This window comes from Gordonia hirsuta DSM 44140 = NBRC 16056 (assembly GCF_000333015.1).
GTDB lineage: Bacteria > Actinomycetota > Actinomycetes > Mycobacteriales > Mycobacteriaceae > Gordonia > Gordonia hirsuta.
The window spans coordinates 130,655-154,841 of the sequence record NZ_BANT01000018.1 but is presented as its reverse complement, the minus strand read 5'-3'; the positions used below and the strand labels follow the sequence as shown (position 1 = coordinate 154,841).

Sequence of the window (24,187 nt, the reverse complement as noted above, 5' to 3'; positions counted from 1 at the left end):
CCCGGCCGGGCGGAACGTTCCAGCATTACACACTGCGGTGTGCGTTCTGCCCGGAGGGTGGATCAGTGGGGAGCCTGCGCCTGTGACCAGGCGCGTTCCCAATCCAGCTCGACTGCGGAGACCGCGGTCGAACCCAGATCGACGTTGCGGAAGTAGTCAGTCAGATACCTGACCTCGTCGTACTCGGGACCTTGATCGCTGACGCGGACCAGCGCCAGGCGGTGATCCCGGCCGGCGTTCTTGCCGTAGTGCACCTGGTTGAAGCTCACGTGGCAGGTGCGGGCGCCCGTGATCCGCCCCTTGACCTCGATGATGATCGCCGGTCGGCGCGTACCGTCCGGACCGGGCGGTGTTTCGGAGATGATGTCGTAGCCGACGTTGTTGTGTGCCTGCTCCTCGGGGAGGCGGCCAAGAGCGTGTTCGGCCCGCAGGACCGCGGCGACTGCTCGTCGATCGGTGGCGGCGGTGTCGCGGGCGCGGGCAGCGATCTCGCCGCCGAGTGCACCGCCTGGGATCACCAGCATTGCTGCGGTGAGCACCGGCGGTTTGGCGCGCAAGGCGGTGTCACGGTCGAGTTCAGCGTCGCGCCGATTGAGACGCAGTGCGAGGTCGTCGGCACGCTGGGCGAGGCGGTCCGGGCTCTGCCGGCGTCGTCGTCGTTTCCCGGAATCCTGTTCTTCGCGGAGCTGAGCCGCCTGCGAGGAAAGGAGATTGATCTGCTCGACCAGACGCTCCTGTACGGCGGCGCGTGTCTTGTCGATGGTGGGGATCAGATGGTTGCGGACCCGCTGGAGGTGATCCGGCTGTGCAACGGTTGCGGCCCAGTCCAGCGCGGCCGCTTCGAAGTCGGTGGCAGCCGGCGCAGCAGCCGAATGCATCAGCGACTCAGGGAGGGGCTGAAGATCCAGATGAGGAGCCGGGCCGGCGTCGGAGACAGTTCTATCGGCGTCGACCCGGACGAACGAGAAGTGTTTGCTCACTATCCGGCTGTTACCGTCGACCACCTCCCCGCGCACGGCGACGATTACGTACGGCAGTTCACCGGGGTCGTCGGCTGCGTAGAGAGTCGCGCCGGATCGCAGCGTGGTCGCCTGTTCGTCGATGGTCACCTCGAGCAGCTCGTCCATCAGGGGATGTCCGGGTGCCAGCAACTCGGCCCGAATCTGACCCGGCACCGCTTCCGGCTCAAAGGTCACCCGCTCATAGGCGCGCGTCACCGGTCGTCCGGCGTGCGTCTTCCGACTGTCCCGCTGCCGCAGGACCGGAGGTACATGGGAGATCTGGAAACGGTTCTGCTCGCGTTTGATCAGGCGCCCGCCGAGTTCGCCGAAGGCGTCGCGGAAGAACTTCTCGATGTAGTGCGGCTGCAGCCGGCGGGCATTCGCCTCGTCCATCTCTCGGCGCAGGCGATCGAGCTCGGCGCGGCTGATCATCTCGTGGGCCAGTGCCCGCTCGGCGATCAGGGTCTCGCATCCCTGAGCCACCTCGGCATTCACCACGCGCTCGATCTCTTCCAGGCGTCGCGGATCGTCGCCGTAGAGGACAGCCTTCCACAGCAGATCCCGCAGCGGTTCTCCGGCGAAGGCGTCACCCAGGACGTCGAAAAGCTTGCCGCCGTAGGCCTTTCGCTGCTGCTCCATCTTGTCGAGGAGCCGGGCGTAGACGTGGCCCTCCCGAGTTTCGTCGGCCACGATGTTCCACAGTCGGCACACGTTGCGCTGGCCGATCCGGTGGATCCTGCCGAAGCGCTGCTCGATCCGGTTGGGGTTCCACGGCAGGTCATAGTTGATCATCAGATGGGCGGCCTGCAGGTTGAGGCCCTCGCCGGCCGCATCCGTCGCGACGAGGATCTGCCGCTGCGGGTCGTTGGTGAAGTGCTCGCGCACGGAAATGCGGTCGTTCCGGGACGTCCCGCCGTGAATCGTGACGACGGCATCGTCGTTCCCGAGCACATTGCGCAACTGGGCGGTCAGATAATCCAGGGTGTCCCGGTGCTCGGTGAAGATGATCAGTTTGCGTGGACGCCCGTCGGCATCGCGCAACAGGCTTTCGTCGGTGAGCAGGCTACGAAGCTGCCCCCATTTTCGGTCGATGCCACGATCGCGAACTCGCGTTGCCAATTCGACGAGCCGATCGAGCTGAGCGATCTCGATGTCCAGTTCGGCGACCGTTCGGGCCGCGGTCGCAGCGTCGACCACCTCGTCTTCGAGTTCCTCGAACTCGAGTGCCGAATATTCGTCGGGGTCGTCGAAGTCGGTGTTTCCCGGGACCGACGGTGAGATGTCGTCGACGGTGATGCGGCCGAGCACGATATCGGCGCGACGCGTGGTGAGGCGATCGCGCCTGCGCTGAAGACTTCGCAAGACCGCATGTGTGCTCGATGCCAGCCGGCGCTGCAACACGGTCAGGGCGAATCCGACCGTCCGGCGACGCGGTGAATCGTCGTCGGCGGCCACCCGGTTCATCTCGTTGCGGACGTAGTGGGTCACTGCGTCGTACAGCTCTTGCTCTTCCGGCGAGAGCTTGTAGGGGACCGTCTCGGCGATTCTCTCGGGGAACAGCGGTCGGCCCTCGAAGGTCAAGAGTTCTTCTTTGACCATCCGGCGCATGAGGCCGGTCGTGTCGGCGGTGGCTCCGGCTCGTGGCCGCCCGGCGAAGCGATCCTCGTCTAGCAGTGACAGGAAGAGCTGGAAGTTGTCCTCATTGCCGGCGTGTGGGGTGGCTGTCATCAGCAGGAGATTGCGGGTGACGGTACCGAGCAGACGACCGAGCTTGAAGCGCTGGGTCTCGTGAAGATCTCCCAATGGGCCGTGCCAGCTGGCGGACATGCGGTGCGCCTCGTCGACCACCACCAGATCCCACTCGCTCTTTTCGAGGTGGGAGAGCAGCTCGGCATTGCGTGCCAATTGGTCCATTCGGGCGATGAGGAGGGGATTGCCGGAGAAGGGGTCACCGTGGGGGCTTGCCGCGATCAACTCGCGGCTCATCACCGTTGTTTGGAGGCCGAATTTCGAGCTCAGTTCGTCCTGCCACTGCTCGACGAGACCGCCCGGTGCAACGATCAGCATCCGGACCAGGTCGCCGCGAAGGAGGAGCTCTTTGGCGTACAGCCCAGCCATGATCGTCTTACCGGCGCCGGGGTCGTCGGCCAGGAGAAAACGGAGCGGGGTGCGGGGGAGGAGTTCGCCGTAGACCGCACGGAGCTGGTGAGGTAGCGGCGAGATGTCGCTGGTTGCGACGGCGACCATCGGATCGCCGACCCCGGCCATGGAGATGCGGAGGGCTTCGGTGGCAAGGCGGAACTTGAGTGGGTCGGCGTCGAAGGTCCACTGATGCCTGTTCGGCGCCACGACGCTGATCCTCGCTAGGTCCGAGGCGAACAGCATCTCTTCGTGCAGGGTGCCAGCCCCGTCCCGAACCACGATGGTCGCCGACTCCGGTCCGTGCGTGCTGATGGCAATCAACGCGACCTCGCCCGGCCACCTTCCGGTGAGCGTCAATCCGGGCTGAAGTTGCTGTAGCTGCTCGATGCCCATAGAACCCCCTGTTTGATTTAGAGAACACCATAGTGTGCATTGTCGGCCAAGGGGTTTTGTCGTAGGTGCGTTGTATCTTGGTGTTGCGAGCACAGAGACGACAGCTTGAGTGCCCGGACCTGCAGGAATAGGTCGGGTCGACCGGCGCGAGGAGTGCTGCGGACAACGACATGAGGGGGATTCATGTTGACAGAACAGGTAGTGGAATTCGCCGACCGGCTGGCCGACGAGCTGACCGCACACACCGGATGCGACGACGATGTTGCGGGCGGCGGTGGCGGTGATCCGGGAACTCTGCTGGAGTTCCTCCAGGGTGCTGCGGCGGTGACTGACGAGCGCGAGGTGCTGGGCCTGTTGGCCGGTCTCAACCGGCTGCGGAACACGGTCGATCATGCGCTCGCCCGGGTGACTGCCACCGCTGAGCGCATCGCGATTCCTGCCCGCAAGAGGGTCCGGTCCGGCGGTGCCCTGCTGGTCGAGCTGGGTATGGCTCCGGCCGTGGCTTATCGCACCGCGCGGCTGGGCGCTGCACTGGAGCAGGTCCCGGCGGTGACTCGCGGTATGCGAGACGGGTCGGTCTCCGCCGAGTTCGGGGATGCTGTGGTGCGGGGTCTCGGCTTCGTCGGCAATCGTGTTGCCCTGGACCACGATGCCCGGACACAGGTGACCACCTCGCTGATGGTGCAGGTCAATCCCGCCAAGGTGGAGGCCAAGGCACGCGAGTGGGCGATCCGGCTAGCCCCTGCCGAACCTGAAGCGGGTGGCGTTCCGGTGGCCGAGGACTCCGCGTTGAACGAGGTCTCGCTGGTCCAGGACGACGATGGGCGGGTCCGCGTCTCGATGGACCTGGACGTGGTGGCCGGCGAAGAACTGTCTGTGGCGCTGGAGCCGCTGACGCGACCAACCCCCGAGCCTGATGGAAGCAGCGACCGTCGATCGGCCGGACGGCGGCGTGCCGATGCCTTTCGGCAAGTGATCTCGACGTATCTGTCCGGGTCGCAGCGCCCCGAATCCGGGGGAGTGCTGCCACACGTGACCTTGATCGTGCCTGCCGGTCTGACGGTGGCCGGTCGACCGGTGGACTCTGCCGGTGAACCGGGCGCCGCGATGGCTTCCGGCCAGGCGACGGTGCTGCCTCTGCCGGCGACCGCGTGGGAACAGCAGGTCCCGCGGGCACCTTCGCTGTCGTTCACCGGGCCCGTCACTCCCGCGACCGCCGGATTGGTCATGTGTGAGGCCTCCGTCTGCGTTGCACTGGTCGACGGGGAGGGTGTGCCGCTGAACATGGGCCGGGAAGCCCGGTTGATGACGCCGGAAATCCGCAAAGCGTTGCACGTGCGCGACCGCGGTTGCGCTATGTGCGGTGCTCCGGTCACGCGCTGCGATGCGCACCACATGCATGAGTGGCAACACGGAGGACCGACCAGTCTGGCGAACGGGGTGCTGCTGTGTCGGCTCCATCACGGCTGGATCCACCAGCTGGGATGGGAGGTGTTCCTCGGCGACGACGGCCATCCGTGGTTTCTGCCGCCGGTGGATCCCGAGCATCCGCACCGATCACGGGAACCGATCCAGTCGTATGCCCGCCGGACGATGAACCTGGCGAATCTGCCCGGCGCGGCGTGACCGGTTGCTTGTATCAGGGCTGCCTTGATCCGGTCCGGTGTGTGAGTTGTCGTCCGGTGGTGCGGACGTGAGTTTGGGAGCATTGCGAGCGTGCACCCGGGAAGACGTGGCTGAGTCCGCGGCATCGGTTCGCCGAGCACGCTCAGCCGGTGCGAAACAGTGTCGGAGAACCTGTCCGGCGCGGTGTGTTGTTTGAGAATTCCATAGTGTTGCCGCGGCCGTAGGGCCGCGCCGGACGCGTCCAGCACGGGGCTGGCAACGCGGTGATAACTGACGCCCGTTCGGCGTCCGGCGCGGACTGCGGGACAATCCTTCAAGACGATGAGCCAGGCGGTGCGCCGGGTGCGGGTGCACGCAGCGTCACCGCCCTCGCAGCGAAGGAGAGTCGATGAAGGCAGTGGTGTGTCACCGAGGTGAACTGAGCGTGCAGGAGATGCCTGCTCCGGTACCGGGCCGCGGCCAGGTTCTGATCACCGTCGAGCGGTGCGGTATCTGCGGCTCGGATCTGCATGCGCGTGCTCACGCCGACCAACTCGCCGACTCGGCTGCCGCGGTGGGCTATCACTCGGCGATGCGCCCGGCCGACCAGGTGGTGCTCGGTCACGAGATCGTCGGCACGGTCGCCGGCTACGGACCTGGTGCACGGAGGAAGTGGAAGCTCGGGACCCGAGTGGTCGGACTGCCGATCGTGCAGGACGGCGCCTCCGAGGCTGGGGTTCGCATGGTCGGATTCGACAAGGATGCCATCGGCGGTTACGCCGAGCAGGTGGTGCTACAGGAGTCGTTCACCTTCGAGGTACCCGAGCGACTCGACGCGGATATCGCGGCCTTCACCGAACCTCTGTCGGTGGCATTGCATGCTGTGCGACGTGGATCGGTGCAGAAGAAGCAGCCTGCCTATGTGATCGGCTGTGGTCCGATCGGACTGGCCGTCATCCTCATACTCAAAGCCGCCGGGGTGCGGACGGTGATCGCCTCCGACTATTCGGCTCGACGACGCGATCTGGCAATCGACTGCGGCGCCGATGTCGTCGTCGACCCCGCGCTGGAGGATCCGCTGACCGCCGCGCCGTACCACGGCCCGCTCGCGTCGATGCCAGAACTGCTTTCCTTCGCCTTCGATGCGATCGGCAAGGTCCGGCGGATTCCGGGTCTGCCGTGGACACAGCTGCTCCGGGCCGGCAACAGACTCGGTGTCGGACCGGCCGGGCCGGTTATCTTCGAATGCGTCGGTGTGCCCGGCATCCTCGATCGGCTCGTGACGGCGGCGCCGCTGCGAACCCGGATCGTGGTCGCCGGAGTCTGCATGGAGCCCGACACGTTCCGGCCGGCCATCGCGGTCAACAAAGAGATCGACATGCGCTTCGTGTTCGGCTACGACCCCGGTGAGTTCGCCGAGACCTTGCGCATGCTCGCGGCCGGGAAGATCGATCCGAGGCCGCTGCACACCGGAACGGTCGGACTGGAACAAGTCGCCGAAGCCTTCGACGATCTGGGTAGCCCCGACGGACACGCCAAGATCCTGGTGAATCCACAGGCATGAGCGATGGCGCAGGCTCGGCCGGTGCGACCGGATTCTCTGCCTGACCGGCACCCGCCGGTGTGACCGGGCGGTCGTCAGCCGATCCAGGCGGCCAGATGGTCGCCGATGACGCGGTGGTTGAGCAGACTGAAATGGTGTGCCCGGCCGATGTGCAGACCGTTGTTGGGCGGGAAGCCGATGTTCCGAGTGGAACTCCGGCCGCCGGCGCTGTGGTGAAGTACCAGGCCGTCACCAAGGGTCCGGCTGAGCCGGTCCTGCGGGTCGCGGCTGATGGTCGCCGAAACGAAGTAGTGCTCGGCGCCAGGGAGCAACGGGACCTCGGCGGCGAAGGCTGCCGCCAGATCGTCCGGATCGCGACCCTGCCAGTCGTGATCGACCAATGACCCCGCACGCAGATCGCGGATGCCACCAGAACGACGGCGCAACAAGCGCCCGAACGGCTCGGTTTCGGCACGCATGGTCAGCAGTGCGCTGGCGTGGTGGGCCAGGTTCTCCATCGGCGCGCCCAGATGCGGCGTCCCCAGGCTGACCGACGTGCGTACACGCTGAGTCCACAGGTGATCGGCGGCACGACCGTGATGGGTGGCGCTGCGCAACACCAGACCGCCCATCGAATGCCCGATCAGCGCCAGGTCGTCGACCTCGGTCGGCCAGAAACGCACCAGATCATCGAGTAGTTCAGCCAGGTCCTGCCCGTTGGTGGAGATCCGACGACCGGTGTTGTACCGGAGGAAGACACTGGTCACGCCGTTGGCCCACAGCCGGTGCTCGTAGGGCGCAGTCGTACGTTGCCGCAGCCGCCAGGCGTGCTCGGTCTCGGTCAGTCCGTGGACGAACACCGCAATGCGCCGGTTCGCTCGGGGAAAGGCACGTGCCAGGTCGGCACTGGTTACGGGAACGTGGTTGCCGGCCACCCGGATCGATAGATTGTGCTGCGTCAACGGCGATTGTCGACCGTCGAGTTCATCGCCGATGACACCGTTGATCGCCGCGATCAAAACGGCGCCGCGAGTGGTCGAGGAGACCGGGCGGCGCAGAGGCAGATCGGCGACCCTCCCGCTGACTCGGCCCGCCGCCACGGTTGATTCCTCGACGATCCGGTAGACGCCGTCGGTGATTCCGTCGTGCAGTGTCTTGACCGGCAGCGTCGCCGGGCCAAGTCCTCGTCGAATCAGTGAGAAAACGGCGTCCGACACCGCGCGGTGTGTTTGGTGTACACCCGCCGAGGCCTTCGCGAGTTCGGTCATCCCGAGTTCAGAGAGGGCCCGCACCTCTTGCCTGCGCGCCTCGATGTCCTCGGCCATAGAATATGAGAGTACAGCCGTTCACTGAATCTGCCAAAGGTTTGCGCCGGTGAGCCGGGTCTCGACTGAAACGCCGAGCCGCATGCGAGGCTGGAGGGAACAACGAAGGCCCGGGGGCAACCGGGCCTTCGTCTGCGTGCGCGATACAAGGATTGAACTTGTGACCTCTTCCGTGTCAGGGAAGCGCTCTCCCACTGAGCTAATCGCGCGGGATCTATGAAATTGGGTCTGCGGTGGAGGTGGCGACGGGAATCGAACCCGTGTGCACGGCTTTGCAGGCCGTTGCCTCACCACTCGGCCACGCCACCAGGGGAGAAGTGCGAGTCCGGGAAGCCCGATGAGAGGCTTCCTTGGACTCGCTCCGAGCGGATGACGGGATTCGAACCCGCGACCCTCACCTTGGCAAGGTGATGCGCTACCAGCTGCGCCACATCCGCGTGCTGGTGAGCCATCTTGTGGATGTTCGTTGCTCACCGGCGACACCAAACACTAGCGGCACCGCACTCGTGATTGCAAACCGGGGTCCGGCGGACGGTCGGCGGTGCTCCGGCGCGCTCGGGGTTCACGTCACCATGGTGCCTTCGTCCGCGCCGGCGATCGTCGCGCGGGACGGGAGACGATGCCAGATCGCCAGCTGGCCGGTGATGAGTCGATCGATCCGGTGGTCGGCACTGTTGACGTCGAAACCGTCTCGGACTGCAGGCTGTTCAGCCCAGCGGGGTGGGACATGTCGGCCATGGTCACGGTTTCGTTCTCCGAGTTGGTCGCATCGCATTAACCGGGGGGCTGCAGAAACAGGCTGCCCAGTTGTCGAACCATTAGCCGACGATTGCCGGCGGGGTGCACAGCACAGTGATCTATCAGCGGCTTTCGGCCAGTGAGATCTTCGTCGGCCGGAGCCTCATTGCCGACACGGAGCTTTTCCAGATGCGCGTCCGGACGGTGCTTGAGACCGCGTCAACGGAGGGCCACAGGCTGCGTCAACACAGTTGAGCCCCGGTCTTGAGACCGGGGCTCGACTGACTTCAGGTGGTGCGCGATACAAGGATTGAACTTGTGACCTCTTCCGTGTCAGGGAAGCGCTCTCCCACTGAGCTAATCGCGCGGGATCTATGAAATTGGGTCTGCGGTGGAGGTGGCGACGGGAATCGAACCCGTGTGCACGGCTTTGCAGGCCGTTGCCTCACCACTCGGCCACGCCACCAGGGGAGAAGTGCGAGTCCGGGAAGCCCGATGAGAGGCTTCCTTGGACTCGCTCCGAGCGGATGACGGGATTCGAACCCGCGACCCTCACCTTGGCAAGGTGATGCGCTACCAGCTGCGCCACATCCGCGTGCTGGTGAGCCATCTTGTGGATGTTCGTTGCTCACCAACGGGACAGAACATTAACCGGTTCCCGGCGGGTTTCACAAACCCACTGGTCACAGGCTTACATCGATGTGATTTGGTCTCGGCGGGATGGGTGTGTAATCTCGGTGCTCGTGCAAGGCATACGCCCGGCACATCCGGTCCCGTGGCTCAGTGGAAGAGCGTCCCGTTCACACCGGGAAGGTCGCTGGTTCGATCCCAGCCGGGACCACAGAAAGAGGACTCCCTTTCCTACGGACGGGGAGTCTTTTCGTTCATCGCGGTACCGCTCTCGTGGAACCCGTCTTCTAGCCGGAATAGCGCCACGTGACGGCGCGTCATGATGAAACACTCATATATTTCCCTCGTGGAGGAACCGGCGACACCACCGGGTCGGTGAACCGGCACCGCCCGCGCAAGCCGCGCAGTGACGGCGCGGCCCTCGGCTATCTGAAGGACTGGCAGCAGGCCGTCGAGCAGGTCGAACAGGCTTCTCTCTTGCCGCAGCCACCGGCGTGGTGGTCTTCTCGGTGTCCGTGTTGTAGTCCCATCCCGGAGGCCGGGCTCGAGGCTCGCGATCGGTTGGAGACTCTGCAACGACGCGCGGGCCGGCGCGCGCATCGACTCCGTGTCGCGCTCGGCGAACTGGACGAGCGCTATCTCGAGGTGACCGTCGTCGACTCGGATGCCTTCGCGGCGCAGAACTGGTGGCGCCGGCGCAGGTTGCCGGAGTGGTGAGACCCGGGGGCGTGCGCCGGGCCACCGGACGGCGGTCGAGGGGCCCGCCGCAAAGGACGGTGAACACCTCGGCAATCGCGGCGATTCGGGCACAATGGTCCCGGCATCGACGAAGGCCGTCGGCGCCGGAGGGGCGGAGAAGTGCGCGAGAAGCTCAAGAAGCGGTGGCAGTTGCTGCGCGCCCACGCCCACGACCAGCGCGAACGGATCCGGCCCTACCCGCATCTGAACAGCGCGTACCGAGCGGCGGTTGCCTTCGTCGGAACGGTCATGGTCCTCGGCGGTGCAGCGATGGTGCCGCTGCCGACCCCTGGCTTCGGCTGGATCCTGATCTTCCTGGGGCTGGGTGTGCTCTCTACCGAGTTCGTCTGGGCACAGAAGCTCACCACCTGGCTGCGCCGGGCGCTGGATTGGGCTGCCGCGTGGTGGAAGCGCCGTTCGCCCACAGAAAAGTCAGGACTGATCTTCGCGCTGTCGGTGCTGATCCTGCTGATTCTCTGGTTGTCGGGAATGCTGGGCACCGCCGGATCCTGGGTGGGCGTGGACCGTCAGTGGCTGCACGGCCCGATCCGGCGACACTGAACCAGCCGACCTGCACGTTCGAGATTCCTGGGCGCTTTCCGGTCCAGGGCGTGCCGCCGCGGCTCGGCCTGACCGTGGGCGTACGCTCACGACGTGCACGACGACCCCGCACAGCAGGTGCGGACATCTTCTGCGAACGCGGCTCAGCGGACCCCCAAGCCGGTCGGTAGGCAACTGCCGAACGTCGTTGTGCTGGTTGCGATCGGCCTGGCGGTCGGAGCGCTCGCCTGGCAGCTGGCGGCGCCGCACGGCTACCAGTTGTTCGGCAGCAACGGCATCGACACCCGCGTGTATCGCGGTGGCGGTCTGGCCGTGCTCCACGGACTGCCGCTGTACGACGCGCCCGTATACCGACATTGGCAGTTCACGTATCCGCCGTTCGCGGCGCTGGTCATGGCGCCGATGGGTCTGCTCGATCAGACCTGGGCCAGATCGACGATGAGCGTGGTCAGCGCGGCCTGCCTGTTGCTGCTGGTGATCCTGTCGCTGCGGGCTCTCGGCTTCCGTCGAGATGGCCGCTTCTGGGCCGCGGCGCTGGCCCTGACCGTGGCCACCACCGCGCTCGAACCGGTGCGCACCACGCTCTGGAACGGCCAGATCAACCTGATCCTGGCGGTGCTGATCGTCGGCTGCCTGACACTGCCGCTGGGCCGCTGGCGGGGGATCGGTGTGGGGCTGGCGGCCGGTATCAAGCTGACGCCGGTGTTCTTCGTCGGCTATCTGGCCGTCACCCGGCAGTGGCGAGCGATCATCGTCGCACTGGCCACGTTCGGTGCGACAGTCGTGCTCGGACTGGTGGTCCTGCGTGAACAGGCCTGGCGCTTCTGGACCGCCGCGCTGCGGGACACCTCTCGGATCGGCCCGCTCGAAGCGCCGGCGAATCAGTCGTTCAATGGATTCTTCGCCCGCCTCGAGTGGGCTGGGGTGTGGGACAGTCCGGACTGGCTGTGGCTGCCGATCGGCGTGGCCGGCGCCGCTGTGGGGCTCTACGCTGCCTGGCGTGCCCAGCGGGCCGGAGCGACGCTGCTGGCCATCACCCTCACCGGGATGACCTCGTGCGCGGTCGCACCGTTCTCCTGGGGGCACCACTGGATCTGGGTGGTGCCGCTGGTGACGATCGCGCTCACCCACGCTGGTGTGCACGTACGGCGCGACCGGCCGGTGACCTGGCTGTGGTGGATCGTGCCGCCGGCGTTGATCGCGGCCACCTTCTCGTGGATGACGCCGGGAATCGGTGAACACGGCGAGCCGGTCTGGCGTTTCGGGAGTTATCGCCTGGTGTCTGCCGCGGTCGGCGGCCCGATGTCCGAGAGCTGGCGCCCTGCGCTGGCGGCATGGGGCTCGGGTACGTACCTGTGCGTGTTCCTGATTACGCTCGCGGTCACGCTGTGGTGGACCGGCAGGGTGGACCCGATACGATTCAGGGAAAGCGCCCGATCGCAGTCGTGAGACGGCGCGCTGTCCCGACCCGCCCGAACCGAGGAGCTCTGCCGTGCCTGACCAAGCCGCGCCTGTCCGTGTCGAACTACCGGAATCGTTCCGGGTCCCGGCCGGCACTACCGCGGGCGAGGCCATGCGGGAACTGGATCTTCCGAACAAGGGCCCTCAGGCCGTCGTCGTCGTCCGTGAATCCGACGGAACACTGCGGGATCTGTCGTGGGCCCCGGCCCAGGACACCGAGGTCGCACCTGTTCCGGCCGACTCCGAAGAGGGGCGCAGCGTGATCCGCCACTCCACGGCCCATGTGCTGGCCCAGGCGGTGCAGTCGATCAACCCCGAGGCCAAACTCGGCATCGGCCCCCCGATCAAGGACGGCTTCTACTACGACTTCGATGTCGACGAGCCCTTCACTCCCGAGGACCTGAAGGTCATCGAGAAGAAGATGAGGCAGATCATCAAATCCGGTCAGCGTTTCTCCCGGCGTGTCTACGAATCCACCGACGAGGCACGCGAAGAGCTGGTCGGCGAGCCGTACAAGCTGGAGCTGATCGACGATAAGGGCGCCGTCGACGACGACGAGATCATGGAGGTCGGTGGGGCCGAACTGACTGCCTACGACAACGTGAATCCGCGGACCGGGGAACGGTTGTGGGGCGATCTGTGCCGTGGTCCGCACGTGCCGACGACCAAGTACATCCCCGCTTTCACGCTGACGCGCAGTTCAGCGGCGTATTGGCGTGGCGATCAGAATCTGGCCGATCTGCAGCGCATCTACGGCACCGCCTGGGAGTCCACCGAGGCGATGGATACCTACCTGGACATGCTGGCCGAGGCCGAGAAGCGCGACCATCGCCGGCTGGGTGCCGAGCTGGACCTGTTCAGTTTCCCCGACGAGCTCGGCTCGGGTCTGCCGGTCTTCCATCCCAAGGGCGGCATCATCCGTCGGGAGATGGAGGACTACTCGCGCGAGCAGCACGCCGCCGCCGGCTACGAGTTCGTCAACACCCCGCACGTGACCAAGGGGCACCTGTTCGAGATGTCCAAGCATCTCGAGTGGTACGCCGACGGCATGTTCCCGCCCATGCACCTGGATGCGGAGTACAACGACGACGGAACCGTGCGTAAACCCGGCCAGGACTACTACGTCAAGCCGATGAACTGCCCGATGCACAACCTGATCTTCAACTCCCGTGGGCGCAGCTACCGCGAACTGCCGCTGCGGCTGTTCGAGTTCGGCTCGGTGTATCGCTACGAGAAGTCCGGGGTCATTCACGGTCTGACCCGGGCTCGCGGCTTCACCCAGGACGATGCGCACATCTACTGCGCGCAGGATCAGGTGGTCGAGGAGTTGACCACCACCCTCAAATTCGTCCTGCAGCTGCTCAAGGACTACGGGCTGGACGATTTCTATCTGGAACTGAGCACCAAGGACCCGGAGAAGTACGTCGGCACCGACGAGCTGTGGGCCGAGGCGACGGAAACGCTGCGGACCGTCGCCGAGAGTTCGGGTCTGGACCTGGTGCCCGATCCCGGTGGGGCCGCGTTCTACGGTCCGAAGATCTCGGTCCAGGTCAAGGACGCGTTGGGTCGCACGTGGCAGATGTCGACGATCCAGCTCGACTTCTTCCTGCCTGAGCTGTTCGACCTGGAGTACACCGCCCCCGACGGTTCCAAGCAGCGGCCGGTGATGATCCACCGCGCGCTGTTCGGGTCGATCGAACGCTTCTTCGGCGTGCTCACCGAACACTACGGCGGCGCGTTCCCGGTCTGGCTGGCACCGGTGCAGGTGGTGGGTATCCCGGTCGCGGAGGCTTTCGCGCCGCACCTGCAGCAGGTGGTCAATCGGCTCCGCGGCCGCCGCGTACGCGCCGAAGTGGACCATTCCGACGACCGCATGCAGAAGAAGATCCGCAACCACACCACGGCCAAGGTGCCGTTCATGCTGCTGGCCGGTGAGCGCGATGTGGAGGCCAATGCGGTCAGTTTCCGTTTCCGCGACGGCACCCAGCTCAACGGGGTGCCGGTCGACGAGGCGATCGTGGCCATCGACGAGTGGGAGGAGTCTCGCCGCAACGACTCGCCGACGGCGGAGTCGATGAGCGAGTTCCTCGATGCCGCCCGCAAGCGCCGCTGAGACGAAAGCGCCGATGAGATGACCGATCCCCTGCAGCGGCTGTGGACGCCGCACCGGATGAGCTACATCACCGCCGAGCAGCCGAAGACCGCCAAGGACGGCGAGAAGCTGACCGGTCACCCGTTCCTGGACATCCCCCGGATGACCGACGAGGACGGGCTCATCGTGGCGCGCGGCGAATCGGTGTACGCGGTACTCAACCTGTACCCGTACAACCCGGGCCACACCATGGTGGTGCCGTACCGGCAGGTGGCCGAACTCGAGGCATTGACCGACGAGGAGGCCAGCGAACTGATGCAGTTCACCCAGCGCATGATCCGGGCCATCAAATCGGTCTCGCGGCCGGACGCGTTCAACGTCGGGCTCAACCTGGGTTCGGCGGGCGGCGGCTCGCTCTCCGAGCACCTGCATCAGCACATCGTGCCGCGGTGGACCGGCGATGCGAACTTCATCACCGTGGTCGGTGGCACCAAGGTGATCCCGCAACTGCTCGCCGACACCCGGGCTCTGCTGGCGCAGGCGTGGGCGGCCCTGGACGAGGGGACGACCCGGTGATCAGCTTCAAGGGGCGCCAGGTGGTCTCCGCGGTCACCGATCCGCTGGGCCGTTTTCTGCTGCGTATCGGGCTGACCCCGGATCTGATGACGATCATCGGGACGGTCATCACAGTGGCCGCCGCGATCGTGCTGTTCTCGCAGGGCTGGCTGTTCGCCGGTGCCCTGGTGTGCTGGGCGTTCGTCATGTTCGACATGGTCGACGGCGCAATGGCCCGCGCCCGCGGGGGCGGCACGCGGTTCGGCTCGGTCCTGGACGCCACCTGCGACCGGATCGCCGACGGCGCCATCTTCGGGGCCCTGGCGTACTGGGCCGCCATCACCTCCCCGCACGCGCTATTGCTGATCGCCACGCTGATCTGCCTGGTCACCTCGCAGGTGATCTCGTACGCCAAGGCGCGAGCCGAAGCGGCCGGTCTGCAGGGCGACGGCGGGCTGATCGAACGACCCGAACGGCTGATCATCGTGCTGACCGGCGCGGGCCTGACCACTTTCCCCGGACTGCACTGGACCTGGGCGATCCACATCGCGATGTGGTTCCTCGCGGTGGCCAGTGTGATCACCGTCGGCCAGCGGATGTGGTCGATCTTCACCTCGCCGGGTGCCCGCGAGCTGATCCCGATGACTCCGGCCGCCACCGAACCGGCCGAGGAGGCCTGAGGTGGCTTCGTGGCGGGCACGGGCCGCCGACCTGGGGTACCGAGCGGGCTGGAGCGTCGTCCGGCATGCGCCGGAGACGCTGGCCCGCAACGCGTTCGATCTGGTCGGGACCGTGGCCGGCCGCCGCCACGGGGGACCGGTCCAGCTGCGCAAGAATCTGGCCCGGGTGATCGGGACGACGCCCGAGCAGGTGCCGGACGAGCTCGTCACGCAGGCGGTGCGCTCCTATGCGCGCTACTGGCGCGAATCCTTCCGGCTGCCGAGCACCGATCCGGCCCGCATTGTCGACGAGGTGATCATCTCGCCCGAGGATGTCGCCCTGGTCGCCGAACACGCCGGCAGCGGACGCGGGCTGATCTTCGCGCTGCCGCATTCGGGGAACTGGGACACCGCCGGGGTGTGGCTGGTGACCCACCACGGCGAGTTCGCGACCGTCGCCGAACGACTGGAACCGGAGTCGCTGTTCGAACAATTCGTCGCCTACCGCGAGTCGCTCGGTTTCGTCGTCTACCCGCTGACCGGCGGGGAGCAGCCGCCCTTTCCGGCGCTGGCCGAGCGGCTGCGGGCCGGCGGGCTGGTGTGTCTGATGGGCGATCGGGACCTCTCGCGCCACGGAGTTCCGGTCACCTTCTTCGGTGAGCGGACCCGCATGCCGGCCGGTCCGGCCAAACTGGCCGTCGAGACCGGTGCGGCGCTGGTGGCCGTGCATCACAGCTACCCCGACGACCACAGCTCCAAGATCGTCTTAACGCAGATTCCGGTGGACGACGTCGCCCAGACCACGCAGCGCCTGGCCACGGCCTACGAAACCGGCATCGCGTCGGCGCCTGCGGATTGGCATATGTTCCAGCCGCTGTGGGAAGCCGACTGGTCGCAGCGACGGCGGACGGAACTGGGCGGCGACGAGGCCCCGGTGCGCAACCAGTCCGAGCAGGAGAAGCCCCACGCATGAAGATCGGCATGGTGTGCCCGTACTCGTTCGACGTCCCCGGTGGCGTGCAGGCGCACGTCATCGAATTGGCGGAGGTGTTCATCCGCCGCGGCCATGACGTGCGCGTGCTGGCGCCGGCGGCCCTGGACACCGATCTACCGCACTACGTCGACTCGGCCGGACCGGCCCTGGCGATTCCGTACAACGGCTCGGTGTCCCGGGTGAACTTCTCCCCGAAGGGCTTCAACCGGCTGCGGAAATGGCTCTTCGACAACGAGTTCGACGTCCTGCATGTGCACGAGCCGAATTCGCCGAGCCTGTCCATGCTGTCGCTGATGGTGGCCACCGGGCCGATCGTCACGACCTTCCACACCGCCACGACGAAATCGCTGTGGCTGTCGCTGTTCGACGGCATGCTCCGGCAGTTCCGGGAACGGATCGCCGGCAAGATCGCCGTCTCGGAACTGGCGCGCCGGTGGCAGATGGAATCGCTGGGCAACGATGCGGTGGAGATCCCCAACGGCATCAACGTCGCCCAGTTCGCCTCGGCCCGGCCGCTGGAGGGTTACCCGCACCCTGGCGGCACGCTGGTCTTCCTCGGCCGGTTCGATGAGCCGCGCAAGGGCATCGACGTACTGATGCGGGCGCTGCCGCGGATCGTGGATCGGTATCCGGATCTGCGGGTGCTGGTGGTCGGCGGGGGCAACGAGCGGGCCCTGGCGCGCCGGGCCGGAGATCTGGCCGGACACCTGCATTTTCTGGGGATGGTCGACGACGAGACCAAAGCGCGCGCACTACGCAGTGCCGACGTCTACGTCGCACCGAATCTGGGCGGGGAGAGTTTCGGCATCGTGCTGGTCGAGGCGATGGCCGCCGGTGCGGCCGTCGTAGCCAGTGACCTGGTCGCCTTCTCGCGCGTCCTCGACGGCGGCTCGGCCGGCAGGCTGGTGGAGACCGGTTCGTCGACGGCGCTGGCCGGTGCGGTGATCGAACTGCTCGGCGACGACGAGTTGCGGGCGGGCCTGGTCGAACGGGGGCACCGCCGGGCCGACCGGTACGACTGGTCGAAGGTCGCCGACCAGATCGAGCAGGTCTACGAGACCGTCACGCTGGGTGCCGGCCCGGTGCTGCTGTCGGATTGAGGTGGCGATGAGTGCAGGACAGTGGGCGACAGCGGTGGCGATCATCTGCGCCGTCGGTGCGGTGATCTGGCTGTCGATCCTGGCGGCGACCCGGGCCACCCGCCTGCATCGGCTCAACGTGCGGGTCGACCTGTCCCGGGCCGCGCTGCTGGCAGCGCTGGACCGGCGCGCCGTCGTGGCGCGGGCCATCGCCGCCTCGTGCGCCGACGAACCGGTATGCGCGGCGCTGGCCAGCGCCGCCGATCAGGCAGAACATGCCGAACCACCAGACCGGGAAGCTGCGGAGAACCGGCTCACCATCACCCTGGCCCATGCTGATCCGAAGCGCTATCCGGTGGGGCTGACGGCCGAACTGGCCGATGCGCAGGCCCGGGTGAGCATTGCGCGCCGCTTCTACAACGACTCCGTGCGTGATGCCCGCACCCTGGGTTCGCGACGCATGGTGCGGCTGTTGCGGTTGGGCGGACATTCGACGCTGCCGGAGTACTTCGAGATCAGCGAGCGGGCCCCGTCGGGCTAGCCCCGACCGCGCCCCGCCGCACCGGATCGGGAATACTGTTCCCACGACTGACCCCAGGGGCGAAGGTCCCGTTAAGTTCATCAGCACATTCAGGAGTAACGCAGTGACCAACGAGCCCGCCAACATTCCGACCACCGGTACCGCCCGCGTCAAGCGCGGCATGGCGGAGATGCTCAAGGGCGGTGTGATCATGGACGTGGTGACCCCCGAGCAGGCGAAGATCGCCGAGGATGCCGGCGCCGTCGCGGTGATGGCGCTCGAGCGCGTGCCCGCCGACATCCGCGCTCAGGGTGGGGTGTCGCGGATGAGTGATCCGGACATGATCGACGGAATCATCGAGACCGTCTCGATCCCGGTGATGGCCAAGGCCCGCATCGGGCACTTCGTCGAGGCGCAGGTACTGCAGGCACTCGGCGTGGACTTCATCGACGAATCCGAGGTCCTGACCCCGGCCGACTACACCAACCACATCGACAAGTGGGCCTTCGATGTCCCGTTCGTGTGCGGGGCCACCAATCTGGGCGAAGCGCTGCGCCGCATCACCGAGGGCGCGGCGATGATCCGCTCGAAGGGTGAGGCCGGGACCGGCGACGTCTCCAACGCCACCACGCACATGCGCAAGCTGCGCGACCAGATCCGCTGGCTGGGCTCGCTGCCCGAAGACGAGCTGTACGTGGCGGCCAAGGAACTGCAGGCCCCGTACGATCTGGTGGTCGAGGTCGCTCGCGAAGGCAAGCTGCCGGTCACCCTGTTCACCGCGGGAGGCATCGCCACTCCCGCCGACGCGGCGATGATGATGCAGCTGGGTGCCGAGGGCGTCTTCGTCGGCTCGGGCATCTTCAAGTCCGGCAACCCCGAGCAGCGGGCGGCGGCCATCGTGAAGGCCACCACCTTCTACGATGACCCCGATACGCTGGCTCAGGTGTCGCGCGGTCTGGGCGAGGCGATGGTCGGCATCAACGTCGACGACATCCCGGTGCCGCACCGACTGGCCGAGCGCGGCTGGTGACGCAGCGGCCGGGGTGCGAAACTTTTTGAAGAGGAGACGGGCGATGAGTGATCCGGCGATCCTGCGTGACGTGCTGGCTACCGGAACCGACGAGGTCGGCGACCTGCGGCTGGACTGGGCTGTCGCCTGCCACGTGGGCAGTGTCCGGCCGGCCAATGAGGACGCCGCTCTCGCGCTGCCCGGCCGATATCTGCTCGCCGACGGTATGGGCGGGCACGAGAGCGGTGAACTGGCCAGCGAGGCCGCCCTGCAGACCCTGGCCGACGCGCCCGTCGCTGCTCCGGTCGCGCAGGCCACCGGGGCGTTGCAGGAACTGTTGATCGCCGCTCAGGACCGGATCAGCACCCTCGGGCCGGAGAGTGCCCGGCGCGCCGGCACCACGGCCACGGGCGTGGTGCTGTCCACCGAAGGCGACGGCGCCCACTGGGTCGCCTTCAACATCGGTGACTCCCGCACCTATGTGCTCACCGGCGGGCAGTTGACCCCGGTGAGTGTCGACCATTCGCAGGTGCAGGAGTTGATCGACGGCGGTGTGCTCACCCCCGAACAGGCCAGGGTCGATTCGCGGCGCAATGTGATCACTCGTGCCCTCGGCGCCGGAATGGCGACACCGCGTGCGGACTACTTCGCGTTCCCCGCCGTGGCCGGTGACACCGTCCTGCTCTGTTCGGACGGGCTCAACGGCGAGCTGACCGACGACGAGATCGAGGCGGCGGTCTGCGCCTCCGACGATCTGGAAGTAGCGGCGACGGCATTGCTCGAGTGCGCCCTGGACAGCGGTGCCCACGACAACGTCACCGTGCTGCTGGTCCGCCTGGCCGACTGAGGCCGACGGCGGCGGACCAGCCGCACGGACGGCCTCAGACGAAGGCCGGATCGGTCAGCATCGGCACGTCCAAGGCGGCCTCCGGGACCCCGAAGGCCTCCACCAGATCGCCGGCCACCGGCCGCAGCCGCCCGCACAATTCGTTGACGCCGCGGCGGATCGCCTTGGCGCGCTCCACCGAGATGAAGCGATGCATCAGGAACCAGCCCAGATCCTGTTCGAGGGTGGCGTAGACGAACAGCGTGCGCACCGTCTCCAGTGTCTCGCGCACCGGAGACTCGGGGAGTTCGCTGATCGCGGCGATCATCGCCTCCAGGGCCAGCAGATCGATGTGCGCCTGTCCGACCTTGATCAGGTGGTCCTGAGTGGAGGTGAAGACTTCGAAGGCATCGACGTCCTCCTCGTTCGCGCGGCGCAGCCGGGCCGCACACGTCCGGACCAGGTGGTCCTCCCGCGCGGTGAACAGGCGCACGGCGGTCGCCGGATCACTCAACTCGCTGTCCTCGGTGCTCTCGTCGGAGGAGTCGAGCATCGTCTGGATCACCTGGCGCACCCCGGTCTTCTCCAGGGTGACGTCGCGGGCCATACCCGCCACGAAGCGCACCCAACCGGCCGTGTCCAACTCACCGGCCTCGGCGGCGTACGCCGACAGCAGATGTTTGGCGACCAGTTGGGTCAGGACCAGGTTGTCGCCCTCGAAGGTGGTGAAGACGTCCAGATCGTCGCGGATCTGCGGCAGCCGGTTCTCGGCCATGTACCCGGCGCCGCCGCAGGCAGTGCGTGCCTCGATCGCGGCCCGGGACGCCAGATCGGTGTGCCCGGCCTTGATCGCCGCTGCCATCGTCTCCAGGCGACGCATCCGGTCCGGATCGACCTCGCCGGGCGGCTGCGACTGCAGCTCGGCCAGTTCGGCGGTCACCTCGTTCTGGGCCAGTGCGAAAGCGTAGGCGCGGGCCACCAGCGGCAGCAGGCGGCGCTGGTGGGTCCGGTAGTCGAGCAACAGCAGTTCTTCGCCGTCCTCGCCGGGGCCGTCGAACTGGCGGCGCACCAGCGCATACCGGACCGCCAGCGTCAGGGCGAGGCGACCGGCGGCGCCGGCGGCCGCACCGACGGTCACCCGCCCGCGCACCAGTGTGCCCAGCATGGTGAAGAAACGCCGATTGTCCGACTCGATGGGACTGGAGTAGGTCCCGTCCGGGGCCACCTCGGCGTAGCGATTGAGCAGCGCGGTCCGCGGAATCCGGACCCGGTCGAAGCTGATGCGACCGTTGTCCACGCCGGGCAGACCGCCCTTGTATCCGCAGTCCGAGGTGGTGACGCCGGGCAGATCGTCGCCGTTGTCGTCGCGGATCGGCACGACGAAGCAGTGCACGCCGTAGTCGGTGCGCTGCCCTTCGGGGCCCGCGGTGATCAGCTGCGCAAAGACTGCGGCCCACCGGGCGTGCTCGGCGGCGCCGCCGATGTAGTCTTTGCGCGCCGACGGCGTGGGGGAGTGCAGTTCGAACTCACCGGACTCGGGCAGATAGGTCGCCGTGGTCTCCAGCTGCTGCACGTCCGAGCCGTGGCCGGTCTCGGTCATGGCGAAGCAGCCGAGGATGTCCAGGTCGATCAGACCTTGCCGGAACCGCTCGTGGTGCTCGGCGGTGCCCAGATTCTCCACCGCACCACCGAACAGACCCCACTGCACGCCGGCCTTGACCATCAGGGACAGGTCGCCGTAGCCGAGTGTTTCGATGGCGGTCACCGCCGCACCCGGATCGCCGGGCCCGCCGCGTTCGGGGAACCCCGCATCGGGAAAGCCTGCGGCCGGAAACCCCATCGGCACCATGGCCCGCATCTGGTCCAGGACCTCGGCGCGGTAGCGCTCCAGCGGTACACCGGCGCGCGGGACCAGGCCGGCCTCCTGGATGTGCGCGCGCACCTGGTCGCGGGTGGAGGCCCAGCGGCCGTCGAGGACGGCACGCAAGCCGCTGTGCAGAGAGGGCGTATTCGAAGCGGTCATGGGTCCAACGTACCGATCCGCCCGATCCGGCGGTCGGGTGCGATAATCATCGCGTGCCCAGTATCGAAGAGATCCTTGCCGTCGAGCGGATCGATGACGACATCTACCGTGGCGGTGTCTTTCCCAGTGCGCTGCGCCGCACCTTCGGCGGACAGGTCGCCGGCCAAGCGCTGATCTCGGCGACCAAGACCGTGGACCCGGGCTTCGGTGTGCACTCGCTGCACGGCTACTTTCTGCGTCCGGGTAAACCCGATCAGCCGGCGGTGTACCTGGTCGACCGTATCCGCGACGGGCGGTCGTTCGTCACCCGCCGGGTGACCGGCGTGCAGAACGGCGAGGCGATCTTCTCGATGTCGGCGTCGTTCCACATCTCCGGCGATGAGGGCATCGACCACCAAGACCTGATGCCGCGGGCCGTCGACCCCGAAACCCTGGTCGATCGGGCCGCCGAGGGCCCCAACCGCGACCTGTTCAAGGAGTGGGAGACTTTCGACATCCGTATCGTGCCGCGAGACCAGCTGGTCACCCGCGACGGTCTCGCCGCGCAGCAGCGGGTCTGGTTCCGCTACCGCGATCGGCTGCCCGACGATCAGCTGCTGCACGTGTGCACCCTGGCGTACATGAGCGATATGACCCTGCTGGGCTCGTCGAAGGTTCCGCATCCGGGGGTGCAGGCCCAGACGGCTTCGCTGGATCACGCGATGTGGTTCCTGCGTCCCTTCCGCACCGACGACTGGCTGCTGTACGACCAGACCTCGCCGTCGGCTGGCGGCGGTCGCGCGTTGACACAAGGCCGGATCTTCGACCGGGCCGGGCGGATGGTCGCCGCGGTGACCCAGGAGGGTCTGACCCGCACCAATGTTCCCGCCGATCAGATCTCGATCATGAAGGGACCCCGGTGACCTCAGCGGGCGCCACGATCGGCGTCCTGGCCTTGCAGGGCGATGTTCGCGAGCATCTGCAGACACTGGAAGCCTGCGGGGTCCGGGCGGTACCGGTGCGCCGGGAGCGGGAACTGCGCGGGCTCGACGGGCTGGTGTTGCCCGGCGGCGAATCGACCACGATGAGTCGGCTGCTGGAGGTCTTCGAGCTGACCGAGCCGCTGCGGCGCGCCCTGAACGATGGTCTGCCCGCCTACGGCTCGTGCGCCGGTATGATCCTGTTGGCTTCCCGCATCCTCGACACTCGAGACGATGCCACCCACTTGGACGCCCTGGACATCACCGTTCGGCGGAATGCGTTCGGTCGTCAGGTGGAGAGCTTCGAAACCGATCTGCAGTGTGCGGGGATCACCACCGGCGACGCCCCGCTGCGCGCGGTCTTCATCCGCGCACCGTGGGTCGAGCAGGCCGGGCCGCAGGTCCAGGTGCTGGCGAGAGTCGGCGACGGACCCGCGGCGGGGCGTATCGTCGCAGTTCGTCAGTCCGACGTGCTGGCCACGTCGTTCCATCCGGAGGTCACCGGCGATCTCCGGGTTCATCGGTACTTCGTCGACCTGGTACAGGGCCGGCGGAAGAAGGAAGGGTAGAGCCTCATGGCTGGACACTCCAAGTGGGCCACCACCAAGCACAAGAAGGCCATCATCGACGCCCGGCGCGGTAAGAACTTCGCCAAGCTGGTCAAGCACATCGAGGTCGCCGCCCGGACCGGCGGCGGTGATCCGGCCGGCAACCCGACCCTGTTCGACGCCATCCAGAAGGCGAAGAAGTCGTCGGTGCCCAACGACAACATCGAGCGCGCCCGCAAGCGCGGCGCCGGGGAAGAAGCCGGCGGCGCCGACTGGCAGACCATCGTCTACGAGGGCTACGGGCCCAGCGGTGTGGCGATCCTGATCGAGTGCCTCACCGACAACCGCAACCGTGCCGCCGGCGAGGTGCGGGTGGCGATGACCCGCAACGGCGGCAATATGGCAGATCCGGGATCGGTCGCCTACCTGTTCACCCGCAAGGGTGTGGTGACCCTGGAGAAGGGCGAGCAGTCCGAGGACGACGTCCTGCTGGCCGTCCTGGACGCCGGCGCCGAAGAGGTCAACGATCTGGGCGAGGCCTTCGAGGTGGTCTGCGACCCGGGCGACCTGGTCGCCGTGCGCACCGCATTGCAGGAGGCCGGCATCGACTACGACTCCGCCGAACCGGACTTCCGCGCCTCGGTAGAGGTTCCGGTCGACGCCGACGGCGCCCGCAAGGTGATGAAACTGGTCGACGCGCTCGAAGATTCCGACGATGTGCAGAACGTCTACACAAACGTCGACATCAGCGACGAGGTGCTGGCCGAGATCGACGACGACTGACCG

20 protein-coding genes and 7 tRNA genes are annotated in these 24,187 nt (G+C 67.0%); 18 read left to right on the top strand and 9 right to left on the bottom strand.

The features are described from left to right. Nucleotides 1–62 precede the first annotated feature (62 nt). Nucleotides 63–3,536, bottom strand: coding sequence for a helicase-related protein (locus GOHSU_RS07835; protein ID WP_005939375.1), 3,474 nt, complete (start codon nt 3,534–3,536; stop codon nt 63–65). Between the two features lie 183 nt (nt 3,537–3,719). Between GOHSU_RS07835 and GOHSU_RS07830 the strand changes: the two genes are divergently transcribed. After that, nucleotides 3,720–5,162, top strand: coding sequence for an HNH endonuclease (locus GOHSU_RS07830; RefSeq protein WP_005939373.1), 1,443 nt, complete (start codon nt 3,720–3,722; stop codon nt 5,160–5,162). Nucleotides 5,163–5,550: 388 nt separating this feature from the next. Next, on the top strand, nt 5,551–6,705 hold the full coding sequence (locus GOHSU_RS07825) for a zinc-binding dehydrogenase (RefSeq protein WP_005939371.1): 1,155 nt from the start codon (nt 5,551–5,553) through the stop codon (nt 6,703–6,705). Between the two features lie 74 nt (nt 6,706–6,779). Here the strand turns inward: GOHSU_RS07825 and GOHSU_RS07820 are convergent, their stop codons facing one another. From GOHSU_RS07820 to GOHSU_RS07805, 4 genes are all read right to left on the bottom strand, one after another. Further along, a complete protein-coding gene (locus GOHSU_RS07820; protein ID WP_005939368.1) occupies nt 6,780–8,009 on the bottom strand; it encodes an esterase/lipase family protein in 1,230 nt (409 codons plus the stop codon). Nucleotides 8,010–8,146: 137 nt separating this feature from the next. After that, nucleotides 8,147–8,218 (bottom strand) — tRNA-Val (locus tag GOHSU_RS07815). Between the two features lie 25 nt (nt 8,219–8,243). Beyond that, nucleotides 8,244–8,317, bottom strand: a tRNA-Cys gene (locus tag GOHSU_RS07810). 56 nt (nt 8,318–8,373) lie between these two features. Beyond that, nucleotides 8,374–8,446 (bottom strand) — tRNA-Gly (locus GOHSU_RS07805). A gap of 182 nt (nt 8,447–8,628) precedes the next feature. Here GOHSU_RS07805 and GOHSU_RS16735 point away from each other — a divergent pair. Beyond that, a complete protein-coding gene (locus tag GOHSU_RS16735) occupies nt 8,629–8,787 on the top strand; it encodes a hypothetical protein (RefSeq protein ID WP_155821029.1) in 159 nt (52 codons plus the stop codon). A 252-nt stretch (nt 8,788–9,039) separates the two neighbouring features. Here the strand turns inward: GOHSU_RS16735 and GOHSU_RS07800 are convergent. From GOHSU_RS07800 to GOHSU_RS07790, 3 genes are all read right to left on the bottom strand, one after another. Beyond that, nucleotides 9,040–9,114: transfer RNA gene (locus tag GOHSU_RS07800), tRNA-Val, on the bottom strand. A 25-nt stretch (nt 9,115–9,139) separates the two neighbouring features. Then, nucleotides 9,140–9,213, bottom strand: a tRNA-Cys gene (locus GOHSU_RS07795). 56 nt (nt 9,214–9,269) lie between these two features. After that, a tRNA-Gly gene (locus GOHSU_RS07790) sits at nt 9,270–9,342 on the bottom strand. A gap of 174 nt (nt 9,343–9,516) precedes the next feature. Between GOHSU_RS07790 and GOHSU_RS07785 the strand changes: the two genes are divergently transcribed. The 12 genes from GOHSU_RS07785 to GOHSU_RS07730 all read left to right on the top strand — a co-directional run bounded on the left by GOHSU_RS07785 (nt 9,517) and on the right by GOHSU_RS07730 (nt 19,892). Continuing rightward, nucleotides 9,517–9,588 (top strand) — tRNA-Val (locus GOHSU_RS07785). Nucleotides 9,589–9,683: 95 nt separating this feature from the next. Beyond that, entirely contained in the window at nt 9,684–10,094 is a 411-nt protein-coding gene (locus GOHSU_RS07780; RefSeq protein ID WP_155821027.1) for a hypothetical protein, read from the top strand. A 141-nt stretch (nt 10,095–10,235) separates the two neighbouring features. Next, entirely contained in the window at nt 10,236–10,676 is a 441-nt protein-coding gene (locus GOHSU_RS07775) for a TIGR02611 family protein (RefSeq protein ID WP_005939363.1), read from the top strand. A 93-nt stretch (nt 10,677–10,769) separates the two neighbouring features. After that, nucleotides 10,770–12,125, top strand: a complete 1,356-nt coding sequence (locus GOHSU_RS07770; protein WP_005939361.1) for a glycosyltransferase 87 family protein — start codon at nt 10,770–10,772, stop codon at nt 12,123–12,125. Nucleotides 12,126–12,168: 43 nt separating this feature from the next. Continuing rightward, the gene (thrS, locus tag GOHSU_RS07765; protein ID WP_005939359.1) at nt 12,169–14,250 is read left to right on the top strand and encodes a threonine--tRNA ligase; all 2,082 of its coding nucleotides are present in this window, start codon (nt 12,169–12,171) and stop codon (nt 14,248–14,250) included. Between the two features lie 18 nt (nt 14,251–14,268). Continuing rightward, entirely contained in the window at nt 14,269–14,805 is a 537-nt protein-coding gene (locus GOHSU_RS07760) for an ATP adenylyltransferase (protein ID WP_005939357.1), read from the top strand. Continuing rightward, a complete protein-coding gene (gene pgsA / locus GOHSU_RS07755) occupies nt 14,802–15,464 on the top strand; it encodes a phosphatidylinositol phosphate synthase (protein ID WP_005939354.1) in 663 nt (220 codons plus the stop codon). The genes GOHSU_RS07760 and pgsA overlap by 4 nt, the downstream gene beginning before the upstream one ends. A gap of 1 nt (nt 15,465) precedes the next feature. Further along, entirely contained in the window at nt 15,466–16,416 is a 951-nt protein-coding gene (locus tag GOHSU_RS07750; protein WP_005939351.1) for a phosphatidylinositol mannoside acyltransferase, read from the top strand. Continuing rightward, complete coding sequence (locus GOHSU_RS07745) at nt 16,413–17,537, top strand: glycosyltransferase family 4 protein (RefSeq protein ID WP_005939349.1); 1,125 nt, start codon at nt 16,413–16,415, stop codon at nt 17,535–17,537. The genes GOHSU_RS07750 and GOHSU_RS07745 overlap by 4 nt, the downstream gene beginning before the upstream one ends. A gap of 7 nt (nt 17,538–17,544) precedes the next feature. After that, entirely contained in the window at nt 17,545–18,057 is a 513-nt protein-coding gene (locus GOHSU_RS07740; protein WP_005939347.1) for a LemA family protein, read from the top strand. Between the two features lie 103 nt (nt 18,058–18,160). Next, nucleotides 18,161–19,066 carry a pyridoxal 5'-phosphate synthase lyase subunit PdxS gene (gene pdxS / locus GOHSU_RS07735; RefSeq protein ID WP_005939345.1) on the top strand — a complete coding sequence of 302 codons (906 nt, stop codon included), beginning with the start codon at nt 18,161–18,163 and terminating at the stop codon, nt 19,064–19,066. 43 nt (nt 19,067–19,109) lie between these two features. Continuing rightward, on the top strand, nt 19,110–19,892 hold the full coding sequence (locus GOHSU_RS07730) for a PP2C family protein-serine/threonine phosphatase (RefSeq protein WP_005939343.1): 783 nt from the start codon (nt 19,110–19,112) through the stop codon (nt 19,890–19,892). A gap of 34 nt (nt 19,893–19,926) precedes the next feature. Here GOHSU_RS07730 and GOHSU_RS07725 read toward each other — a convergent pair whose 3' ends face one another. Beyond that, a complete protein-coding gene (locus GOHSU_RS07725; RefSeq protein WP_005939341.1) occupies nt 19,927–21,894 on the bottom strand; it encodes an acyl-CoA dehydrogenase family protein in 1,968 nt (655 codons plus the stop codon). A gap of 53 nt (nt 21,895–21,947) precedes the next feature. On the opposite strand from GOHSU_RS07725, the gene GOHSU_RS07720 reads away from it, so the two are divergent. Genes GOHSU_RS07720 through GOHSU_RS07710 form a run of 3 tightly spaced genes read left to right on the top strand, consistent with a single transcriptional unit; the run spans nt 21,948 to nt 24,184 of the window. Further along, nucleotides 21,948–22,796 (top strand): acyl-CoA thioesterase, encoded by an 849-nt coding sequence (locus tag GOHSU_RS07720; protein WP_005939338.1) that lies wholly within the window; start codon nt 21,948–21,950, stop codon nt 22,794–22,796. Next, nucleotides 22,793–23,422: a pyridoxal 5'-phosphate synthase glutaminase subunit PdxT gene (gene pdxT, locus GOHSU_RS07715; protein WP_005939335.1), complete on the top strand. Its 630-nt coding sequence runs from the start codon at nt 22,793–22,795 to the stop codon at nt 23,420–23,422. Before GOHSU_RS07720 ends, pdxT begins: the two co-directional genes overlap by 4 nt. 6 nt (nt 23,423–23,428) lie before the next feature. Continuing rightward, nucleotides 23,429–24,184: a YebC/PmpR family DNA-binding transcriptional regulator gene (locus GOHSU_RS07710; protein WP_005939332.1), complete on the top strand. Its 756-nt coding sequence runs from the start codon at nt 23,429–23,431 to the stop codon at nt 24,182–24,184. Nucleotides 24,185–24,187: the final 3 nt, after the last annotated feature.

Bases quoted from the DNA above. Each gene is read 5' to 3' on its own strand.
- GOHSU_RS07835 (WP_005939375.1), bottom strand. From the start codon at position 3,536: ATGGGCATCGAGCAGCTACAGCAACTTCAGCCCGGATTGACGCTCACC.
- GOHSU_RS07830 (WP_005939373.1), top strand. From the start codon at position 3,720: ATGTTGACAGAACAGGTAGTGGAATTCGCCGACCGGCTGGCCGACGAG.
- GOHSU_RS07825 (WP_005939371.1), top strand. From the start codon at position 5,551: ATGAAGGCAGTGGTGTGTCACCGAGGTGAACTGAGCGTGCAGGAGATG.
- GOHSU_RS07820 (WP_005939368.1), bottom strand. From the start codon at position 8,009: ATGGCCGAGGACATCGAGGCGCGCAGGCAAGAGGTGCGGGCCCTCTCT.
- GOHSU_RS16735 (WP_155821029.1), top strand. From the start codon at position 8,629: ATGCCAGATCGCCAGCTGGCCGGTGATGAGTCGATCGATCCGGTGGTC.
- GOHSU_RS07760 (WP_005939357.1), top strand. From the start codon at position 14,269: ATGACCGATCCCCTGCAGCGGCTGTGGACGCCGCACCGGATGAGCTAC.
- GOHSU_RS07745 (WP_005939349.1), top strand. From the start codon at position 16,413: ATGAAGATCGGCATGGTGTGCCCGTACTCGTTCGACGTCCCCGGTGGC.
- GOHSU_RS07740 (WP_005939347.1), top strand. From the start codon at position 17,545: ATGAGTGCAGGACAGTGGGCGACAGCGGTGGCGATCATCTGCGCCGTC.
- GOHSU_RS07730 (WP_005939343.1), top strand. From the start codon at position 19,110: ATGAGTGATCCGGCGATCCTGCGTGACGTGCTGGCTACCGGAACCGAC.
- GOHSU_RS07725 (WP_005939341.1), bottom strand. From the start codon at position 21,894: ATGACCGCTTCGAATACGCCCTCTCTGCACAGCGGCTTGCGTGCCGTC.
- GOHSU_RS07710 (WP_005939332.1), top strand. From the start codon at position 23,429: ATGGCTGGACACTCCAAGTGGGCCACCACCAAGCACAAGAAGGCCATC.